An 18,893-nucleotide genomic window follows, 5' to 3' on the forward strand; every position below is an offset into this window, starting at 1 on the left:
CGTCAATAACTAATTTATCGCTTTTGGCGCTTCCCATAGGGCACCGTCTCTCAACATCGAATTTAACGTCACCACCATCTTCCTAATACAGGCAATGATAGCCACTTTTTTAGGTTTCCCTGTGGCAACTAATCGCTGATAGGTGCTCTTAAAAACCGGGTTAGATTGTATGGCTGACATCATTGCCATATATAAAACCGTTCTCACTTGATGCCTTCCTCCTTGTATTTTTCGCATGCCTTTAAAGCGCCCGCATTCTTTATTCATCGGTGCCACACCGACCAATGCGCTTGCTTCCTTGTTACTGATATAACCCAATTCTGGTAAGTTACTGATGATGGAAGCTGCGGCGATTTTACCGATACCTTTCATACTCTGAAGCAGTATATTTTTCGCTTGATAATCAGGGTTTGACTCAATGAGTTTAACGATTTTTATTTCAATCTTTTCAATCTGATTTTTGAACGCCGTTAAAATAGGTTTAATGGTCATTTCAAGTTCTTTTGGCAATATTTGAAGGCGGTTTTTTTCCATCGTCTGCATCACCAATAGTTGATTTCGTCTTGCGACTAAATCACTCATAGCACGCATTACATCAGGTTTTAAAGTTGATAAGGTCGGCTTAATCGCTTCGCTGTAATGCGCTATAAGTTGCGCATCAAGCTTGTCAGTTTTTGCCCGTTGACCAATGGCACCAGCAAAGCGTTTTATGTGAACAGGGTTTGCGATGACAAAAGGTAAGTTTGCCTCAGCGCAGGCCATAATGAAGGGCATTTCAAGACGACCTGTCGCTTCGATAACGATGCGCTCAGGAGTGTATTTTTTAATAGTTTTGACGGCCTCTTTAATCCCTTTTTCATCGTTCGATACAGTGAAATAGATATTGAGAGGGCGGATATAAATGTCGAGTTGAAACTTGCCAGTATCAACACCTACGTTAATGTTTTGATTAGAAGTTGTTTTCATAATAAGCTAACTCTTGCTTGCAAATGCGGGTTCGAGACCCAGTAGACTATTCGAGTATTTTGCTTGGAGTCCTTTGTCGCGTTCTTTCTTGTTATCGGTCTCTCAATAGAGGAGCCAGCGTTCAATCGAACTACGACAAGGAAAGCTTTAGTTGCAGCTAAAGCCTGGGTCTCACATTACCCGAAACTGGAAATTATTTGTAATCAGGTGAGTTTATTATCCATACAAGTTGCTCAACCACCGTTCAGGCCAAAAAGCGGCCTCCACTGGACAGCCTAAAGCGTGCTTCGCACACGGCTGCCGGTTAGCAAGGCGTTATGTGGCAATTGAGAATGATTAGACTTATTAGCATTTTGCTTTTTACCGCCCTGTGCGGATGTACTACGACCAAGCCTACAGAAGTAGAATTAAATTTCTCATATCAGGACAACTACGACTATTTCGGGTACGTTACTTATTGGGTGAGAAACCCAGAAATTCCCCCGACAGGTGACAATATAGTCGGGGCTGAAAAGGACTTTGTACTCTGTAAAAGTGAGATAAAGGAGCATCTAATTGATAAACAATTTCCAAGTCGTGATATCCAATATGCATTTATCGTAGAGTGTATGTACAAAAAGAGCTGGTTCTTGTCTGCCGAGACTTATATGGTTACAAAGTAGGCCACATAACAAACCAAGTCAGCGGGACAATTACATGCAGTCTCCCGTCACTTCGTTCCGTATTTTAGCCTGCATGTACTTGCCCTGCTTGGGGCGTTATATGTCATTTAGGAAAGTTCGATGAAATGTCCCGTGTGTTCTGAGGAGTTCGGTTACTTACTATTGAAAAACTTGGAAAAAACAAAAAAGGAAACATTATTTCATTGCCCTAAATGCTCGCAAAAACTTAGCAATTCATCACTATTAGAAATCCAGAGAAAGGTAGATTTTTTCATCTATGGAGGACTAGTTTTCTTGATGGTAGTGCTTGGGATCGAATACATCATCCCAGGTGAGTCAATGAGCACAGTTTCTAGAATTTTAATAATGACTATTTGTCCTATATCGTTGTTTTTAGGTTACTTGCAAATTAAAAAGATGGATACAGCAGAGTATCGTAAAGCTGGTGAAAAACATGCCATATAACAAGTTACTTAATTTCGTTCCGGCCACAAACAGCGTGGCCTCTACGGGACTGCCTACGCTACGCTGCGGCAGCCCATTAGTAATGCGTTATGTCTCTGGGAGTTGATGGTGTTTGGCCTATTTAAAAAAAGATGAACGTCGAAGAATTTATCTCGGGTAGCGTCGAAGGCCTGAGGATGACCACTGATGCTCACAGAGCAACGTGGCACCTAGGCGAAGAGAAATCCTGGAACGTAGATCAGGACAGCGGACAAATCATCTTTTCGTTTGAAGATGGCACTATTGCAGAATCACCAGTCCAAATTATTGGTACCTTCAATTCCAATGATGACACGTTCATGTGGGCCTGGGACCACCCTTCAATATTGCCTACACTTCAAGCCAACGCATTGCGGGTAAAGCAATTTGGCGAAGAGCATGGTTCAAAGGAACTAACGACTCAAAAGGTTACCTGCACAGAGATGAGAGCGTGGGAATATACTGCACTGGCTATGCGCCTTGCTGAAGCAAACGGCGCATATTGTGCTGAGGCCGCTCCAGGCACTTTCGTGTTTATGAATTTTGGAGAGGTACACCTTGCCAAAGAAACATAACCAGTGCAGGCACGGCGACGCCAATGACATTGCGCCTTCGGCTCCATTCCATGAGCGCGCATGCTGCAAGCGTTAGCTAAGGATAAAATTTGCGTAATCTAATACTTGTTCTTTTTATATTGATTGCTGGATGTGCGCCAAATACGGCCACTTTTATGAGTCCAAAAGGACTTGGTGGTGACGTCATTATAAATGGCTGCGCACAAATCCCATCAACTTTTCGATATGAAATGGAAGGGGCCAGTTTTAAAGTTAATTTAGGTAACAATTCTGTTTATTTGGTAGTCGAAGTCGTAGATGGTAGTAGTGTTGAATGGCAAAACAATGAAATAAGTGTTCAGGTAAATAATGAAAAATTCACTGAAAAAGCCAAGGATTTAATACAAAGTGATCGAATTAGAGAGCCTTGTGGTGGTTTCACTAGTACGTTTAACTGTAAATCTTATCGAAGCTACCATTTGAATATAGAGTTTGAATCGCTCATTGGTGCTACTAAAGTAAAAATATTGCCTCCAATACCTATGGTAAATAAAGTGCCTTTTAAAGTTTCAGAAATAGAATACAAAAAAGTGACAAAAACACTAATGCAGGCAATCAACTGCTAACAAGAAAAGCCAGCCGACGCGTACCGCGCAGCTGTGACATACCTATGTTCAGCAGCATGTCTTTCTGACTTAGTGCTAGTTGTTCTCGGTAGTGCTTGAGTTCTGTGGCTAATTCGCTGAGATGCTTCATGGTGTTGGCTCGGTTATCTTTTACTCATAAACATCATATTAGTTGTTATCCGTCAATAATTACAACTAATGCGATGTTATTTTGTATAAATACAATCAATTTGTTGTTTATGCGTATAAATACAACATATTAGTTGTATATGTGCCGTTGATATCGGATTGGATTTTGTCATAGATGAGGTGGTCGCGGGCTACATTATGGGCGCGCTGGTGTGTGTGATTAGGCCGGCTTGATTGTGCTAGAGAGATTAAAGAGTCGTTATTTAACACCACACTTCTGGGACAAAACCTTATTAGCCAGATTCGGATTAGCTATTTTATTAGTAACTGTACTGGTCAACCTAAACTGGACACTTTTACTTGAGAATTCTCAAACTCTACAGGTGACAGATCGTCATTAGCAGAATGAAGCCGCTCCAAGTTGTAATATTTCATGTAAGCCGTCACATCTTGCTTCATAAACTCCCTTGTTGGTTGAGCAACTTTAAAAATCCAATCGTGTTTCAAGCTACCAAAGAAACGCTCAACAACGGCATTATCCCAACACGCACCCACATCACCCATGCTGGCTCGGACACCATAGTTCGATAGCAGCCTACCGAATTGCTTACTGGTATATTGCGAGCCTCGGTCACTGTGGAATACCAGCCCTCGCGCTGGTTGTCGCAGGTTGTAGGCTTTCATTAATGCCTTAGATATCAAATCCGTGGTCATGCGTTTGTCTATGTGCCATCCCACAATCCGGCGTGAATATAAATCCATCACCACTGCCAAATACATCCAGCCTTCACCCGTCTTTAAATAGGTCACGTCACCCGCCCAGACCTGATTAGCCGATATTGGATTAAAGTTCATGTTTAACAGGTTATCAGCCACTGCATCTGAGTGTTTCCGCTGCGTAGTCACCTTGTAAGCGCGTCGCTGGGTTGCTTTGAGTCGAAGGCGGTGCATAATTTTACGAACGAGATAGCGACCAACCTGGTAGCCTTCCTTGCGCAATTTCTTCACCATTTCACGATTCCCTAAGCTACCTCGACTTTGCTTAAATAGCTTTCGAACAAGGCGATAAAGCTTCAGTGTTTCAACGCTTATCACGTTTGCAGGGCGTTTATGCCAATCGTAATAGCCTGACTTACTGACACTCATTACTCGACATAACAGTGCTATGGGAAACAGGTGAGATTGCAGTTTGATGAAACGAAATCTTACTTCATTTCTCTCGCAAAGAAGGCGCTTGCCTTTTTTAGAATTTCTTTCTCCATGCGTAATTCTTTGTTTTCTCTACGTAATCGCTTCAACTCATCACGCTCAGACTCTTCTAAGGTGATGCCTTGTTGCAGGGCTTAGTGTTTTTCCTTCCAGTTGTAAAGCAGGCTCGTGCTAACTCCAAGAGACTTTGCCGCATCGGCAACGCTATAACCTTGCTCCAGCACCATCAAGACGGCTTCATCTTTAAATGCCTGCGGATAACTCTTATGTGATTTTTTCAGACTCATATAGACCTCTTAATTTATTGACCATACTGTCTCAAAATTAAGTGTCCGATGGGATTAGACCAGAACAAACGCCTCTTTGGGCTACAAACTAATCAACTCTCGATATCACCAGTTGGAATAGGCATAACAGGGATATGAATCAGTTCTCTAGATATTTGATTCATGCTAAGGCAAAAAAAGCCCCGTTGAAAGGAAGAAACGGGTCTGTTTTAAGGTCAGCATGAATCAGTCTGGTGTAGAGTGATTCACTGGCTCATTTTTGGGACAAAAGCGTGTCAGGACGTCGACTGTATCAGGTGAATTTCGGATAAAAATTTCTATGGGTTAACGCTCCGCTTGAGCCACGGGTTGCCCTGAAGCACAGCGTAAGGGTAAGGGTAAGCCGTCTGACTCGAAGCGGTTGTTGGGCGCTCTTTATTCAAATAGCTTATTTATTTCGATGAAGACCCGCTCAAATCGATCAAGCGTCTCTTTTGAAAAGTCACCTGCTTTGGGTGCTACCTGAATAAGCTGGCTGGCTGGGCGATAGTGATTAAACCGATCCTTTCCAATGGCCTTATTTATCTGCTTGATAATTGTTTGCAGCTTGGCGTCTAGATCTGAAACCTTGAGCTCTGGGTGCTCACTAGAAAAGGCGAGATTAAAGTACTTCAAATACTCTGCCTTCTCGAACAGATCTTCAACATCGGCAACCTTTGTCTCGCCGCCAACGAATTCGTCAAAGAATCTTATATGCTTCTCCTTGATGATCTTTTGGGCGACAAGGTCTTGAACCTTTTGCTTACCCTTTTGATCTGTGAAGGTATCCAGCAAGCACGCAACTCCAAGCTTTGAGCCTCGCAGAAGCGAAATAAATGTAGTTACTTTATCAAGGCCACCGACCGGAACAATCGTAACATCCTCTCGAAGAGATGCCCTGTTTTCTGCCTGCAATATTCCAGAGAAGAAAGTCAGATATATAAGATCTGCCGGACCTTCAACCAAAAGATTCTTCTTCGATATGAAGAGGTTTTGTGCGATGTCATACCCGAGAGCTGCCTGAAGTGGAAAAAGAGTGTTTGGGTCTCTCTCTTGGATAGAGTCAGATATCACACTGCCGGAGTTTGTTTCCAAGCAAGTGCGAATTCTATCTAGGTGCTCAGACTCCACCATGAATGGTGAATGCGTCGTATAGATAATCTGATACTTGTCAGACAGGTCATTAATGAACCTTAGAAGATCTGCTTGCGCTGACGCGTGAAGATTCAACCCTGGCTCATCGAGCAATAGGATGTAGTCTGATTTTTTATCAGATTGAATTCGCGAAAACCAAACAATGAACGAAAAAAACCAGTTGAACCCTTTGCTTCTACGATCAAGGGGAAGAGTAACTTTGTGTCGCTGGCTCTTGACTCGGATATCTAGGTATTTCTCAAGCTGCCCTTGTGGATTATTAATGGATTGAATCTTGAACTCTATATCTAAATTTTCGTTTGACTTCCAGTACTTGAATACTTCATTTGTAATTTTGTTTGCGGACGCTTCTAGCAAAGCCACAAACCTCTCGTATTCCTTGTCCTGGGCGCCAAGAATGTCTTTGGGGTCAATTCTTGCCAGCTCGAAGAGTGCGCGTGCAGTTTTATCCTTTTCCGACACCCCATTTGCGATTGCCATCTCGTTAATATTTATTTTTCCACTCAACGGATAGTAATCATCAAAATACCAGAATTTCGGAAGTGCGGGGCGAATGTAAGTCCGATAGACATAGGCACCTAGATCATTCCATCCGGTTGGGTTGGTCGCATACTTAGCGACTTCGGCTTTGAAGGCATCAAGATCAGTGTCTTCATCATTGCCTTTCAAGGCTGAAACTTGACCGATATTTTTCATTTCGCCAATAGCCTTCCGAGTTGCCTCAGATAACTGATGGCCTTCAGTAAGATGAGCCAAAAACACCTTATCATCCGCAACAACATTAGATACCGTAACTTTTGGCTCTCTATAGTTCGTGTTATGCGTGAACTCCCTAGCGGAGAATACTTTAACCCCTATTTTGTTGTTGATAGTTTCAACCAACTCAATCGGTATGGCGTAAGTGCATGAAATAATGTTGCCGCTATTTTCCTTATCATCCTCAAAGTCTATCAACTCATTTCTCGGATAATCAAGTACCTCATCAAATTCAAAATCTTTATCTGTTTGGTCAAAATAATTTGTTTTTGCGATAGCAGACAGGAACGAAGTTTTTCCTGACTCGTTCATGCCAACCACCGTAGTTATCTTGGGGTCAATGACTACCGGTTGCTCTTCTTGAATGCACTTGTATTTATAGACTGTTACTTTTACCAACTTCATTACTGCCTCCTAGTCCTTTGCGATACAGATGTCCGATTAGCATTAACGCCACAACCCGTAACTTGGCAGCCCCGTTGATAGCGCCCAACGCCGCCAACACGCGCGGCTTTGCAGTGAAGGCGAAGCCGCAACGGAAAAGCCGTCGCAGTGCTTAGCCTTGTTAGCTCTTAGCACTTCTAAGCCTCAAAAAGTGTTTAACAAACGAGCTGGTTAACTCGAATACAAATTCAATCTCAGCTGTAATGACAGCATCATCATGTTTAATATAGGTGTTCTGATATTTTGTGTAGTAATCCACAAGCTTCTCAAACATGTTTGCCAACTGTGGCGAGCCACCCCGATCTTTTACGTACTGACCGATAGTTGAAATCTGATTCTCTAGGGTTTTATTATTTCCAAATATTTGGCGGACAAGAATTTCAAGAGCCAGCCTAAGATCATCCAAAGTATTACGCTGAAAAATACCATGGCTATGTTTTTCAAGCGCCTCATCAAAAAGCTTCTTTGCATCGGGATAATCGGCTAACCAGTGTCTCGCCTCAATAATTTGGGTCTCGTGGATAGCAGTAAGATTATCTTGATCTGCAAAGTCTCGGTATTCTCTGAACAACTTGGTCTTTAGAGTGACAAGCTGAGCTATATCCCCGTTTGCATTCAGCCGATCACAAAGCTCTCGAATTATTTGATACTGCTGCTTAGGAGAAAATTTTAGCAAGTTGTCAAGAAGTGCTGTCCGTTTGTTTGGTGCATCAAAAGGATATCTAGCGTGCGGGATATCGACCGCAAAATCAGCGGCGTAAGCCGATGTTATCTCTACCAGTTTTGAGCCAGACAGACCGTTATTTGTCAGCTCTGTAGCGGCGAACGAAATAAAGGCTGTTGGAATTCGATCATGCATCGTTGTTTCCCTAAGAGCTAACTTCTTAGTATTTATGCGCTGCCCTGTTTACCTCGTTGGACCAGTGAAAACGCGCACAGTTAACCATCTGTATGCAAAGAACTTATCAGCTTTTTATTAAATACACCATCTGGAAAACGCGCATGCGCGTTTTTCTAACCTATCAACTAAAAGCCAGCGACTATAGTTATTTGATTTTATAGAGTTTTATTTGTTGCAGATGGAGTTAATGCGCACTGATATTGTCTTAAAATCACTCCAAAGTATCTAAATTTAAATTTGACTGTATACCAATACATTATTAGTCGCTTCGCGGTAGGGCCAAACATAGGCAAATAGATAAAAATTTGTATAGCAGCAGGAGTGGGAATTTTCGATTGTGTTAACGAGCCGAAACACGGAATGGGGCATAAACGTGCCAGAACTGATCTTGCCTGACACGAGTTTGGACCAAAGCACATGAGGCCAAAGCTCACGCAAAATGCCAGCGTGTTGCGCATGAAACAGACTAGGTAAGTTTGATTCAATGTAACGGTTTATCAAATCCCTCATGATCACACCTTACTCTTTGGTAGTCATTACATTATGTATCTCAAATTATCAGATAACAAATGTCTGAACTTCGAGCTGCGGCAAACTTTGGGTAGAAGTGGGTTAAAGCCATCTATCGGGTCTAATTGCATCGTGATTTGAATATTTACAGGTTAAGTTAAGACTAATCCAGTTCAATCGTGAGTTCGGTTTAACCTATTCTTAGACCACTATTTTCACCTGCAGACGTGTCACTCGATCACCTTAAGCTTCATGGCTAGTCGCTGGCTTGGTACGGCGTACTCTTTACCTGTGCTCTTTTCATCTGCAGACGCGTCACCCGATCACCTTACGCTTCATGCTCAGTCGTCGGCTTTGCCCAATCCTAATGTACATCATGAGCTATGCGCAGTTATACGCTAATGCCGGTGGTCGATAATGGCACGTACCTAAGCGTGTTGTTCCGCTTGGTCCTATGATCTAGCCGTGTGTTTACCTGCAGATGTTTTAGTCGTTCAGGCATTTACTCATGTCTGTGGGTGAAGCCGGCATAAATAGGGCTGATATAGGTGTGTTGAGCGACGATGACGAGTGAGAATAGCGCACGTTTTCTTCATCTTAGTTGTTAATGGTATGTTTCGTTCTGATAGGGGGATCACACCATTATGCTTCAACAGTTCTTCGATGCGGCCTAGATAATCCCTAGATCCCCTCAAAAAGTTGGGAGCACTCAAACCCATGTGGCAGCTGGGCTACAGGCATACCGTTGCATCAACCCTACAGGAGGATGCAACGGCGCGCTTTTGTTGGCCTTATGTTAATTTTATCAGGTTAAAAAGGTCAGGGGAATTGCGAGGTTTTGAGTAGTCTTGCGTGAGCTCCAAGCGCTCAATCTCCACTCGACATCACACTTCTGGGACATTTCCGAGTTAGACTTTTAGCTCGAATTAGTGAATTTCGAATTAAAATTTCTATGGGTAACGCCAAAAGAACCGGCGGCACAGCCGTCTGGTTGCTTTACTTGCTAGCATGATCCAGCCTACGAAAGGTAAGTGACTCGCTGCTATCGAAGTGCATTGGAATAACAAGGTAAGCCAGTCCTGTCGATACTCTGTTTCTACCCAAAACTAAATTTTGGTCGCAGTCCTTGTACAAGAATAATTTTGTATCGTGCCAGCCGACTAACTCACTTAGTTGGGGCAAAACCGTTGAATGGGAATATAGGGGCACTACACCGTCTTCTAAGGATTGTATAGATTCTGGATTACCGGATTTTCTAAGAATACCTTGAGAATATCCTTCAGCCAAAACTTTCCCAGCAGAATCAATAGAAAGCGAGATACGGTCTATATCCTGATGCTCTTCCAGTATGAGATCCTCTAATTCGGGCCAAATAATCTGTGAGAGGTAAACTCTGAAATGATCTTGTGCATTAGTTGCTTCGTTGGAGTATGTGCCTTGAAGTGCAGATAACTCGCCTATCTTGCAAAATTTAATGTCCGAATTCGGCGAGTTGGATGCGCAGCCCGTCACCAACAGAAAGGTAAGAACAATAAGTGTGTAAGGTTTCATTATTGGCATGCTAACGTCTTAGCATTTATGCGCTGCGTTGTTTGCGGGACATAAATCGCTTGCTGGACTTGGCCGCTGCCACATCCATGTTGATTAGTAAAAATGATGCTATAGGAATTTGCTTTTTTGCGGTAGCGTTTTTTTATACAGTTTAGCGGATAATCACTCGATATCATTTTAGCTTTCTCATTCTTATACGCTCTCGCATGACTGATTATTGACCTTCATAGACAGCATAAAGGCCCCGCACTCAGGCTAACTCTCGTATCACATCCCCTCACTGGCTTGCGCCTATAAGGCAGGCTGCTTTTTGCTGTCGGTCATTCCGCTTCGTCTTGAGGGAGAGGCTATCCTGACAAACGTAGTGGCTGGTTTTTGAAAGTTCGGACGGGCATGACTTCTAGGTTGAAAGTAACCTCATCACATTAGCTTTTTTATAGCCACAACTTTATTCGCCCTACTTGCATTTTAAACTTTGAAACAAGCTTTGGGGCAGAAGTGAGCTAAAGCTACCTGTCGGATCTAATTGCATCGTGCGTTCTGTTTGACCTGTTCTTAGACCACTTTCTTCACCTGCAGACGTATCACCCGAGCACCTTACGCGTCATGCCTAGTCGTCAGCTTTATCCAATCCCAATACAAATCATGAGCTGTGGGCAGTAATGCAGTAATGCACTAATGCGGTGGTCGAGCATGGCTGGTATCTAAGAGTGTTGTTCCACTTGGTCCTATGATCCTGCCGTGTTGATCTGCATGTGTGTCGCTAATCTCACGCTGGCTAATTGCTTGTTGAGATAAGGGAATTGATAGGGCTGATACCTCGCATCAATGTGCATATTTACGTTTTTGTCAGCAGCTTTACCTGCAGGTGCGTTAGTTGTTCAGGCATTTGCTAATGTCCGCGGATGAAGCCGGCATTGGTAGGGCTTATATAGGCGTGTTGTGCGACGATGGCGAGTGAGAATTCCGCACGTTTTCTTAGTCGTAGTTGTTGCTGATATGTTGTATGGCGATAGGGGTATTACGCCATTAGGGTTCAACAGTACTTCGTTGCGGCCTAGATAATCCCTAGATAGCCTCAAAAAGTTGGGAGCACTCAAACCCATGCAGCAGTAGGGCTACAGGCGAGTCGTTGCATCAACCCTAGAGGAGGATGCAACGGCTCGCTTTTGTTGCTTTTGTGTTAACGCTTCAAGGGCGTAAAGGGTAGGGCAAAAGGTGAGTTTTTTGGTAGTTCTGGGTGAATTGATGGCGCCTAAATGGATCCTTCTATTCGGCTCACGGTTTAGGTCGTTGCCTCATCCTGCTTGGGTGCTATCCGCTCGCCGTTTTTGGTCATTAAAAGCAGGCAAAGTGGGATGATCTGCACACTGTTTTTGGGTGATTGAACGCGTTTTTAGGCTCATGCTGCCTTAGTTTGAATTGTTATTGATATGTTTTAATTTAATGGGTGTTGTTCAATGTGTTGCACCAATATGGTTCAACCGTTTTTTGATGCGGCCTAGATAATCCCTAGATAGCCTCAAAAAGTTGGGAGCACTCTAGCCCATGCAGCAGTAAGGCTACAGACGAGTCATTGCATCAACCCTAGTGGAGGATGCAACAGCGTGCATTTGTTGCTTTGGTGTTAAATATTGGCAATAGGGTGAAGAGGGTAAAAGCCAAGGTTTTAAACGGTTTTAGACGGTTTTAGGTGAATTGCTTCTGTCTAGGACTAGGCTCATTTTAACCGAGTGCCAGAGTCGTTATCTTTACCTATATTAGTCATCCTGCATGGATAGGAATGGAGCGATGATCATGTGCAATTATGAGGAATTTTGATTTTCAGATGGGCGGATTTTGTGTCTCGCCGATGCTCACGGTTTGATTGAAACCGAACGCGACACTTTATGATGATGAGAATCGCTCTCAACTCGATGTAGATGCGAACCATTATCATCACGGGTCCTTCCGGCTCGGTTGATTGCGGGGGCAGTGACGCGCAGTGCTTCACTACATATGAGGATTTTAGAGGGCTTGGTTGTTGTTTTATTAACGGGCTTTTAGGGGGCGTTCATAATTTTGAACGCTATTTATACCATTGATTTTATTTGCTTATTATTCATGTTTTCTCAGGGATTCAAAAAACAGGCGTGCTCGGATATACCAACTTCAACAGATCGATTTTGTGATCTTTTGATCTTTGTTGAATGGGCCGATATTTAACGTTCCTTGGTATGTTACTTGCTGTAGATAACATCACCAACGTTATGGCACTGATACTTTATTTCTCGCTGACCAAGGCATAAAACAAAGTGGGCCTTGATTGCGTATATAAAATGCTAAGTCGCAATTGAGTGAACACTATTTTGTCCCAAAGTGTTTGAGTCACTTCTATCGCTTGTCAATATAGGTAGCCAGTTAATGAAATTTTAGCCATGATGCGATTGGGCTGCTCGAACTGCCTGAGTGTAAGGGAAATAACGCCATAGTTACTATTTATAATGCATCCAATGGACTCGTTGTCCCTGCGTAATGTTGGCCAAGCACATGGGTGTAGATTTGTGTTGTACTAACGTCATTATGGCCAAGTAGTTCCTGAACACTTCTGATATCACTGCCCGATTGAAGTAGATGGGTTGCAAAGCTATGTCTAAATGTATGACAGGTAACACGCTTAGTTATTTTGATGTTACGCACCGCATTGCCGAGCACTTTACGAATAACACTCTGATGAAGATGATGCCTGCAAAGCGTTCCTGTATAAGGATTAATGCAGGTTGTGGTTGNAACACTCATCAATCAGTAAACTCATCAATGAACTGTCACACCAGGCTGCTTAACGCTGTCTGCCGTGTCAGTGGATGCGCATTATAGGCAGTGAAACTTTTTGTGCAAGGGCTTTTTAAATGAAAAAAGATCGCATGGCGATCTTTTAAACAGCGGCGATTGTTTTACATGCAAAGTGCCCATTAATTGGGCTTTTTGCTGCCTTTATCGATAAAACCTTGGATTAGCGAGACGGCTTTTACGTCATCCCAATCAACATAGGATCGAACAAAGGCAATTAATTGACCCTGTTGATCAAGAATAAAGGTCGCAGGAATCGTGTCGAGCGGAAAAACGTTCCCAAGACTTTGTGGTTGATCGTAGTAAGAGTTGAAATTCGCCATACCTAATGAACTTAAGAACGGCTGAACCTGCTGCTTACCTTCTGCATCAATAGAGATAGGCAGCACGACAAAATCTTCAGTCTTGAACTTAGTTGCTAACCTTTCGATTGCAGGCAACTCTCTGACACATGGCGGACACCAAGTCGCCCACATGTTAACCATAATGATCTTGCCTTTAAATTGGCTGAAGTCGATAGCTTTACCATCGACATCATTAAAGGCAACAGGCTCAATAGGAAAAGTCTTTGGCAGTACATTGATCAAATCAACCGTTGATTCCATCGGTTTAGCCGTTTGCTGCATACCAGGGTACGAATGCGCGACCCCAGCAACAAATACCGAAAGAATGGATGACAACATGAATGCCGTTATGACTTTATGCTTCATTTTGTATTGCGCTTTAGCAAGGTATCTAACTCGCGCTGATCTTCTGCGCTAATTTCGTTCGGCACATTACCGCCAATACGTTGCTTACGAATGAAGATGAATCCAATCACTAGACCCAGAAGTAATAAACCAATAGGACCTAACCAGAGAATGTAGGTCTTGGTTTCCATCTTAGGTTTATAGAGAACAAACTCACCGTAACGACTAGTCATAAACTCGATGATCTCATCATCCCCTTTTCCTTCGTCAACCATCTTGAATACCTCAAGACGCAGATCTCGAGCAACGGGTGAATTGGAGTCGATCAAATTTTGGTTTTGACACTGTGGACAACGTAGTTCATGGGCCAAAGACAAACCGCGCTTTTGATTTTCAGGTGACTTGAATTCGTAAGTATCAACTGGTGTTGCCATGACAGCGGTCGTCATGCTGAACATCAGCACTAGACTACCTATGATTTTTATCAGTGTTCTCATGCTGCGCCATCCTTCGCTGCTTCAGCTTGTAATTGTTGGATCATAGGGTAAAGGGTTTCACTCCATACGCGTTGGTCTATTGGACCTGCATAACGGAAACGGATAATACCGTTGTGATCAACAATAAAACTCTCTGGTGCACCATAAACGCCAAGATCTAATCCTAAACGGCCATCTTTATCATAAATATTAACGTTGTAGGGATCGCCCTGACGTTTTAACTCTTCTAACGCAGGAACACGCTCATCACGATAGTTGATCCCGTAAATTGGCAAAAGATTTTTACGTTTTAGCATCACTAAGAAAGGATGCTCATATTTACAAGATGGACACCACGTCGCCCATACGTTAAGTAATGATACCTTACCTTTTAATTGCTCATTCGTTATTATCTCAGCCGGTGTTTCTAGGCGTTCCAGTTGGAAAGCCGGAATAGGCTTCCCTTCCAGTGCTGAATCCAATTGCTGCGGATTCAGAAATAACCCTTTATATAGAAACACCCCCATGGCGAGAAATATGACCAATGGGATAAACAGAACCAACTTCTTCATACATTCCCCAATTATTGAGCCGTTGCCAATTTTGCCTTTTCGGACAAAGGCGCGACGGCTGCAGTGACTTTCGCACGGTAACGTTTATCCGATGCAGCGAAGAATCCACCTATCATCATGAAAATTGCCCCAAACCATAACCAACGCACGAACGGCTTATAGTTTAAACGAACCGCAAATTCAGTGCTGGTAATAGGGTCACCCATAGTCACGTACAAGTCACGGAATAGACCCCAGTCAATACCGGCTTCTGTCATATCCATAGTTCGCACATTATATTGACGACGATCTGGTTTTAGTAATGTCAGTAGCTCATCGCCCTTGTAGATCTCTATCTGTCCCTGCTGTGCAGTGTAGTTAGGACCTACTACGTTTTTGGTCTCGAGATACTTAAAAGTATAACCGGCGAGTTCTTGGCTTACACCAGGTCCCATACGAACACTTTTCTCAATCGAGTAATTTGACACCATAGTGGCACCAATCACAGAAACAGCAATACCGAGATGCGCGAAGATCATACCAAGCTGACTACGGCCCATGCGGCTAATGCTGATATCACCTTCTTTCGACTTGACCATGTTATAGGCCGCTCTTGCGGTAGCCAGAATAATCCAAGCCGCGGCAGCAATACCAAAGGTAACCCAAATATTGAATACACCATCGACGATAAATGGCGTCACAATACCGATAGCAGCAGCAATCATTGCTGGGATCAATAGCTGACGCTTAAGCTCGCCCGCTTTCGATTTTTTCCAGCGAATAATTGGACCAATACCCATAAAGCCAAATAGCACTAATACGATAGGCACGAACACCGCATTAAAGTATGGGGGTCCAACAGAGATTTTACCCATGCCAAGCGCGTCGATGAGCAATGGATATAATGTACCCAATAGTACCGTACCTGCGGCAACCGTCAGTAGCACGTTACATACTAAGAGCATTGTTTCTTTAGACTTGAGCTCGAAACGGGCAGGACTACTCATTTCACTGGCACGTAAAGCAAACAGTGTTAATGAACCGCCAACAGCTAAACCAAGTAACAACAGGATGAACATACCGCGGCTTGGATCGGCTGCGAATGAATGCACTGAGGTTAATACACCTGAGCGAACAATAAAGGTACCAAGCAAACTTAAAGAGAAAGCGAAAATAGACAGTAATACAGTCCAGTTACGGAAGGCGCCGCGTTTCTCAGTCACAATCAAAGAGTGAACAAGCGCAGTACCCACTAACCAAGGCATAAAAGAGGCGTTCTCAACGGGATCCCAGAACCACCAACCGCCCCAGCCTAATTCATAATAAGCCCACCAAGATCCTAGTGCGATACCGCCCGTAAGGAAGGTCCAAGCAGCCAATGTCCATGGACGAGTCCAACGAGCCCATGCAGAATCGAGACGGCCGCTCATCAGCGCAGCAATCGCAAATGCAAAGCTTACAGAGAAGCCCACATAACCCAAGTACAACATAGGAGGATGGAAGATTAATCCCACGTCCTGCAGCATTGGATTTAAGTCACGACCTTCGGCAGGGATCGGGAATAAACGTTCAAATGGGCTAGATGTGAGTAGCATAAACAAACTAAAGCCAATCACAATAAGAGCCAATACTGCCAGCACACGGGCAGTAAATACTTCTTCTAAACCTTTGCTAAACAAAGCAACCGCAGCCGCCCAAGTTGATAAAGCAAACACCCAAAATAACAGTGACCCTTCATGACCGCCCCATACGGCCGAGATCTTAAAGAAGATAGGTAACTGAGAATTTGAATGATGTGCCACATAGGCGACCGAGAAATCATCGACGGCAAAACTATAAGCCAGCACGACAACAGATAAGGTAATAAAAAAGAACATTCCGTACGTTAATGGCCAAGCGTACCTAACAAGGTATTGGTCTTTTCTGGCAACACCTATTAGGGGGACGCTGATTAATAAGAAGGCAAAAGCCACCCCTATTATCAACGCAAAGTGTCCAAGTTCTGGGATCATGGGTTTTCCTCAGTCTTCAATAATATGTTGATTTAGAAAGACTCTATCTCAACGCACAACATGCTATTCACGCAAATGCACGAAATTTTGCTCATTTTAGTATTTGCTATTGTTCCTGTCTGCCTCTTTCGTACAAAACTGGGTTACTTGTCTCATTCTCAATTTTAGAGGTCGATGAAAGTCACGGAAGAGGCTCAGTTCTGCATGTGACCGACAAATGACACTTAAGTTTCATACAAAATTTACAAGAAGAATCAATTTGTGAACCAGTGCCCAACTATAAGCTTTCAGCACTGGGATTACCTTATATTACTGTTCAATGAACAATCTTTACGTATAATCTTGCTTCCAAGCCTAGCGGTTACTCCGCTTTCTGCAAACTAAAGTGAATATAGAAACAATGACGACATTTTGGATTTTTATTGCGCTTGTTATGTTAGTCGGCCTGATGCTGATTTGGATCCCGCACTTCAGACAGCAAAAATTGCTGAAAACGGAAGAAGCTGGAGTTCGTAAACAAACGAACCTTGAATTGTTCAATGAGCGCTTAGGCGTTCTTGAAAAAGAATTAAGTGAAGAGCTACTCGATCAAGCCGAATTTGATGCATTGAAGAAAGAACTGGAAATCAGTCTACTCCAAGACATCAAACAAGCGAACGACGATTCACTGGTCAACCAAATAAAGCCAAAGACGATTCTGTGGCCGTCGATCATGTCAGTTTGTTTGATTGTTATCTCAGGCTATCTCTATCAACACTTAGGCGCCTTCGAGAATATTGATAGTGCTCAACAACCTGCAAATCCACATGCGGGAATGGATACGGCTCAAATCATGATGCAACGCGTGCAGATGATGGAAGCTCAAGTTAAAGCCGAGCCAGAAAACAGCCAACTGTGGTTCAGCTTAGGTCATGCTTATGTATCGGCAAACCAATACGATAAAGCGATTGCGGCTTTCGATAAAGTAATCGAATTAGTCGGAAAGCATGCAGAATTGCTCGGTCCAAAAGCAACGGCGATGTATTACAAAGCGGGTCAACAAATGACACCGCAAATCCAAGCTCTTATCAATGAGTCTTTAGCAATGGATGCACAAGATCCTTCAACGCTACTGCTCGTGGGTATGGATGCTTTCTTTACTGCTGACTACAAGAAAGCCATCACCTCTTGGCAAACGATTTTAGATAGCGGTCGTGCCGACGTTGATCGTGCTGCTCTTATGAATGCAATCGAAACCGCCAACTTACGCATGCAGTCGGAAACCGCTGGCATGCCAAATGATGATGCACATAAGCAAGTCAAAGCGAGTGCTAAATCGGTCAATGTCACTATATCTATCTCAGCAGAACTTGCGGCTAAAGCCAGTCCAGAAGACACCATTTTCATCTTTGCCCGTGCAACTGAAGGACCTAAAGTCCCATTAGCTGCAACCAAAGTCAGTGCTAAGTCTTTCCCGATTACAGTGACATTAGATGACAGCAGCGGTATGGGTGGTGATGTGAAGTTAAGCGATGCAGCCAATGTGGAAGTGATTGCTGTACTATCTAAACAAGGTAATATCAAACCGCAAACGGGTGATATTCAAGGCAAGATCAGTAAAGTCGCCGTAGGCGATACAGCGAACCTAGTACTTGATACTCAAGTGCAATAAATCGCAGTTAATTGCAGATATAAAAAAACCGGCTTTCGCCGGTTTTTTTATATCTGAAGAATTACTTAGCTGTAGACATAAATTTGATAGCAGCTTTGTAATCATCATCAGTACAATCAGTACACATACCGCCTGGTGGCATAGCATTCAGACCGGTTTTCACACTCTTCACTAGAGCGTCAACACCCTTAGCTAAGCGTGGTTCCCATTCTGCAGCGTTGTGTACTTTTGGAGCACCAGCAACACCCATACTGTGGCATACGGTACATGCCTTATTATAAATAGCCTCAGCATCTTGAGCTGAAGCGTTAACTGACATAGTCAAAGCAGCGACAGCAGTCATTGCTAACAGTTTTTTCATGTTCAATGTTCCTAATGCAAATACGTACAAAGCTCGGCGCCGCCCTTACTTAGGCAGACTCATTATAGCCGAC

14 protein-coding genes and 2 pseudogenes are annotated in these 18,893 nt (G+C 43.3%); 4 read left to right on the forward strand and 12 right to left on the reverse strand.

Translation table 11 applies throughout. The annotated features are described in order from the left end of the window. Nucleotides 1-9: 9 nt before the first annotated feature. On the reverse strand, nt 10-966 hold the full coding sequence (locus tag HUB64_RS15790; protein WP_173497374.1) for an IS110 family transposase: 957 nt from the start codon (nt 964-966) through the stop codon (nt 10-12). 782 nt (nt 967-1,748) lie between these two features. Between HUB64_RS15790 and HUB64_RS15795 the strand changes: the two genes are divergently transcribed. The 3 genes from HUB64_RS15795 (at nt 1,749) to HUB64_RS15805 (ending at nt 3,291) form a co-directional block, all read left to right on the forward strand. After that, entirely contained in the window at nt 1,749-2,093 is a 345-nt protein-coding gene (locus HUB64_RS15795) for a hypothetical protein (protein ID WP_173497375.1), read from the forward strand. Nucleotides 2,094-2,269: 176 nt separating this feature from the next. Next, nucleotides 2,270-2,686, forward strand: a complete 417-nt coding sequence (locus HUB64_RS15800) for a DUF6882 domain-containing protein (RefSeq protein WP_173497376.1) — start codon at nt 2,270-2,272, stop codon at nt 2,684-2,686. A gap of 89 nt (nt 2,687-2,775) precedes the next feature. Further along, nucleotides 2,776-3,291, forward strand: a complete 516-nt coding sequence (locus HUB64_RS15805; RefSeq protein WP_173497377.1) for a hypothetical protein — start codon at nt 2,776-2,778, stop codon at nt 3,289-3,291. Here HUB64_RS15805 and HUB64_RS15810 read toward each other — a convergent pair. The 10 genes and pseudogenes from HUB64_RS15810 to HUB64_RS15855 all read right to left on the reverse strand — a co-directional run bounded on the left by HUB64_RS15810 (nt 3,281) and on the right by HUB64_RS15855 (nt 16,808). After that, entirely contained in the window at nt 3,281-3,421 is a 141-nt protein-coding gene (locus HUB64_RS15810; protein ID WP_254053120.1) for a hypothetical protein, read from the reverse strand. The two genes, HUB64_RS15805 and HUB64_RS15810, sit on opposite strands and share 11 nt — an antisense overlap. Nucleotides 3,422-3,756: 335 nt before the next feature. Further along, a pseudogene (locus HUB64_RS15815) lies at nt 3,757-4,916 on the reverse strand (IS3 family transposase). Nucleotides 4,917-5,330: 414 nt separating this feature from the next. Beyond that, a complete protein-coding gene (locus HUB64_RS15820) occupies nt 5,331-7,250 on the reverse strand; it encodes an AAA family ATPase (protein WP_173497378.1) in 1,920 nt (639 codons plus the stop codon). Nucleotides 7,251-7,410: 160 nt separating this feature from the next. Next, a complete protein-coding gene (locus HUB64_RS15825; protein WP_173497379.1) occupies nt 7,411-8,148 on the reverse strand; it encodes a hypothetical protein in 738 nt (245 codons plus the stop codon). 1,548 nt (nt 8,149-9,696) lie between these two features. After that, nucleotides 9,697-10,251, reverse strand: a complete 555-nt coding sequence (locus HUB64_RS15830) for a hypothetical protein (protein ID WP_131526156.1) — start codon at nt 10,249-10,251, stop codon at nt 9,697-9,699. A gap of 2,478 nt (nt 10,252-12,729) precedes the next feature. Beyond that, nucleotides 12,730-13,017: pseudogene (locus HUB64_RS15835) on the reverse strand (tyrosine-type recombinase/integrase); the annotation flags it as partial. Between the two features lie 185 nt (nt 13,018-13,202). After that, nucleotides 13,203-13,790, reverse strand: coding sequence for a TlpA disulfide reductase family protein (locus HUB64_RS15840; protein WP_173242631.1), 588 nt, complete (start codon nt 13,788-13,790; stop codon nt 13,203-13,205). Continuing rightward, nucleotides 13,787-14,266 (reverse strand): heme lyase NrfEFG subunit NrfF, encoded by a 480-nt coding sequence (nrfF, locus tag HUB64_RS15845; protein WP_173242627.1) that lies wholly within the window; start codon nt 14,264-14,266, stop codon nt 13,787-13,789. Before nrfF ends, HUB64_RS15840 begins: the two co-directional genes overlap by 4 nt. Next, nucleotides 14,263-14,817: a DsbE family thiol:disulfide interchange protein gene (locus HUB64_RS15850; RefSeq protein WP_105251044.1), complete on the reverse strand. Its 555-nt coding sequence runs from the start codon at nt 14,815-14,817 to the stop codon at nt 14,263-14,265. Before HUB64_RS15850 ends, nrfF begins: the two co-directional genes overlap by 4 nt. An 11-nt stretch (nt 14,818-14,828) precedes the next feature. Further along, a complete protein-coding gene (locus tag HUB64_RS15855; RefSeq protein ID WP_173242625.1) occupies nt 14,829-16,808 on the reverse strand; it encodes a heme lyase CcmF/NrfE family subunit in 1,980 nt (659 codons plus the stop codon). A 400-nt stretch (nt 16,809-17,208) separates the two neighbouring features. Here HUB64_RS15855 and ccmI point away from each other — a divergent pair, with 400 nt between their 5' ends. Then, the gene (gene ccmI, locus HUB64_RS15860) at nt 17,209-18,459 is read left to right on the forward strand and encodes a c-type cytochrome biogenesis protein CcmI (RefSeq protein ID WP_173248542.1); all 1,251 of its coding nucleotides are present in this window, start codon (nt 17,209-17,211) and stop codon (nt 18,457-18,459) included. Between the two features lie 61 nt (nt 18,460-18,520). Here the strand turns inward: ccmI and HUB64_RS15865 are convergent, their stop codons facing one another. Next, nucleotides 18,521-18,820, reverse strand: a complete 300-nt coding sequence (locus HUB64_RS15865) for a cytochrome c5 family protein (protein ID WP_105251041.1) — start codon at nt 18,818-18,820, stop codon at nt 18,521-18,523. Nucleotides 18,821-18,893 lie beyond the last annotated feature (73 nt).

Origin of the sequence: Shewanella sp. ISTPL2 (genome assembly GCF_013283205.1) — a bacterium.
Classification (GTDB): domain Bacteria; phylum Pseudomonadota; class Gammaproteobacteria; order Enterobacterales; family Shewanellaceae; genus Shewanella; species Shewanella oncorhynchi.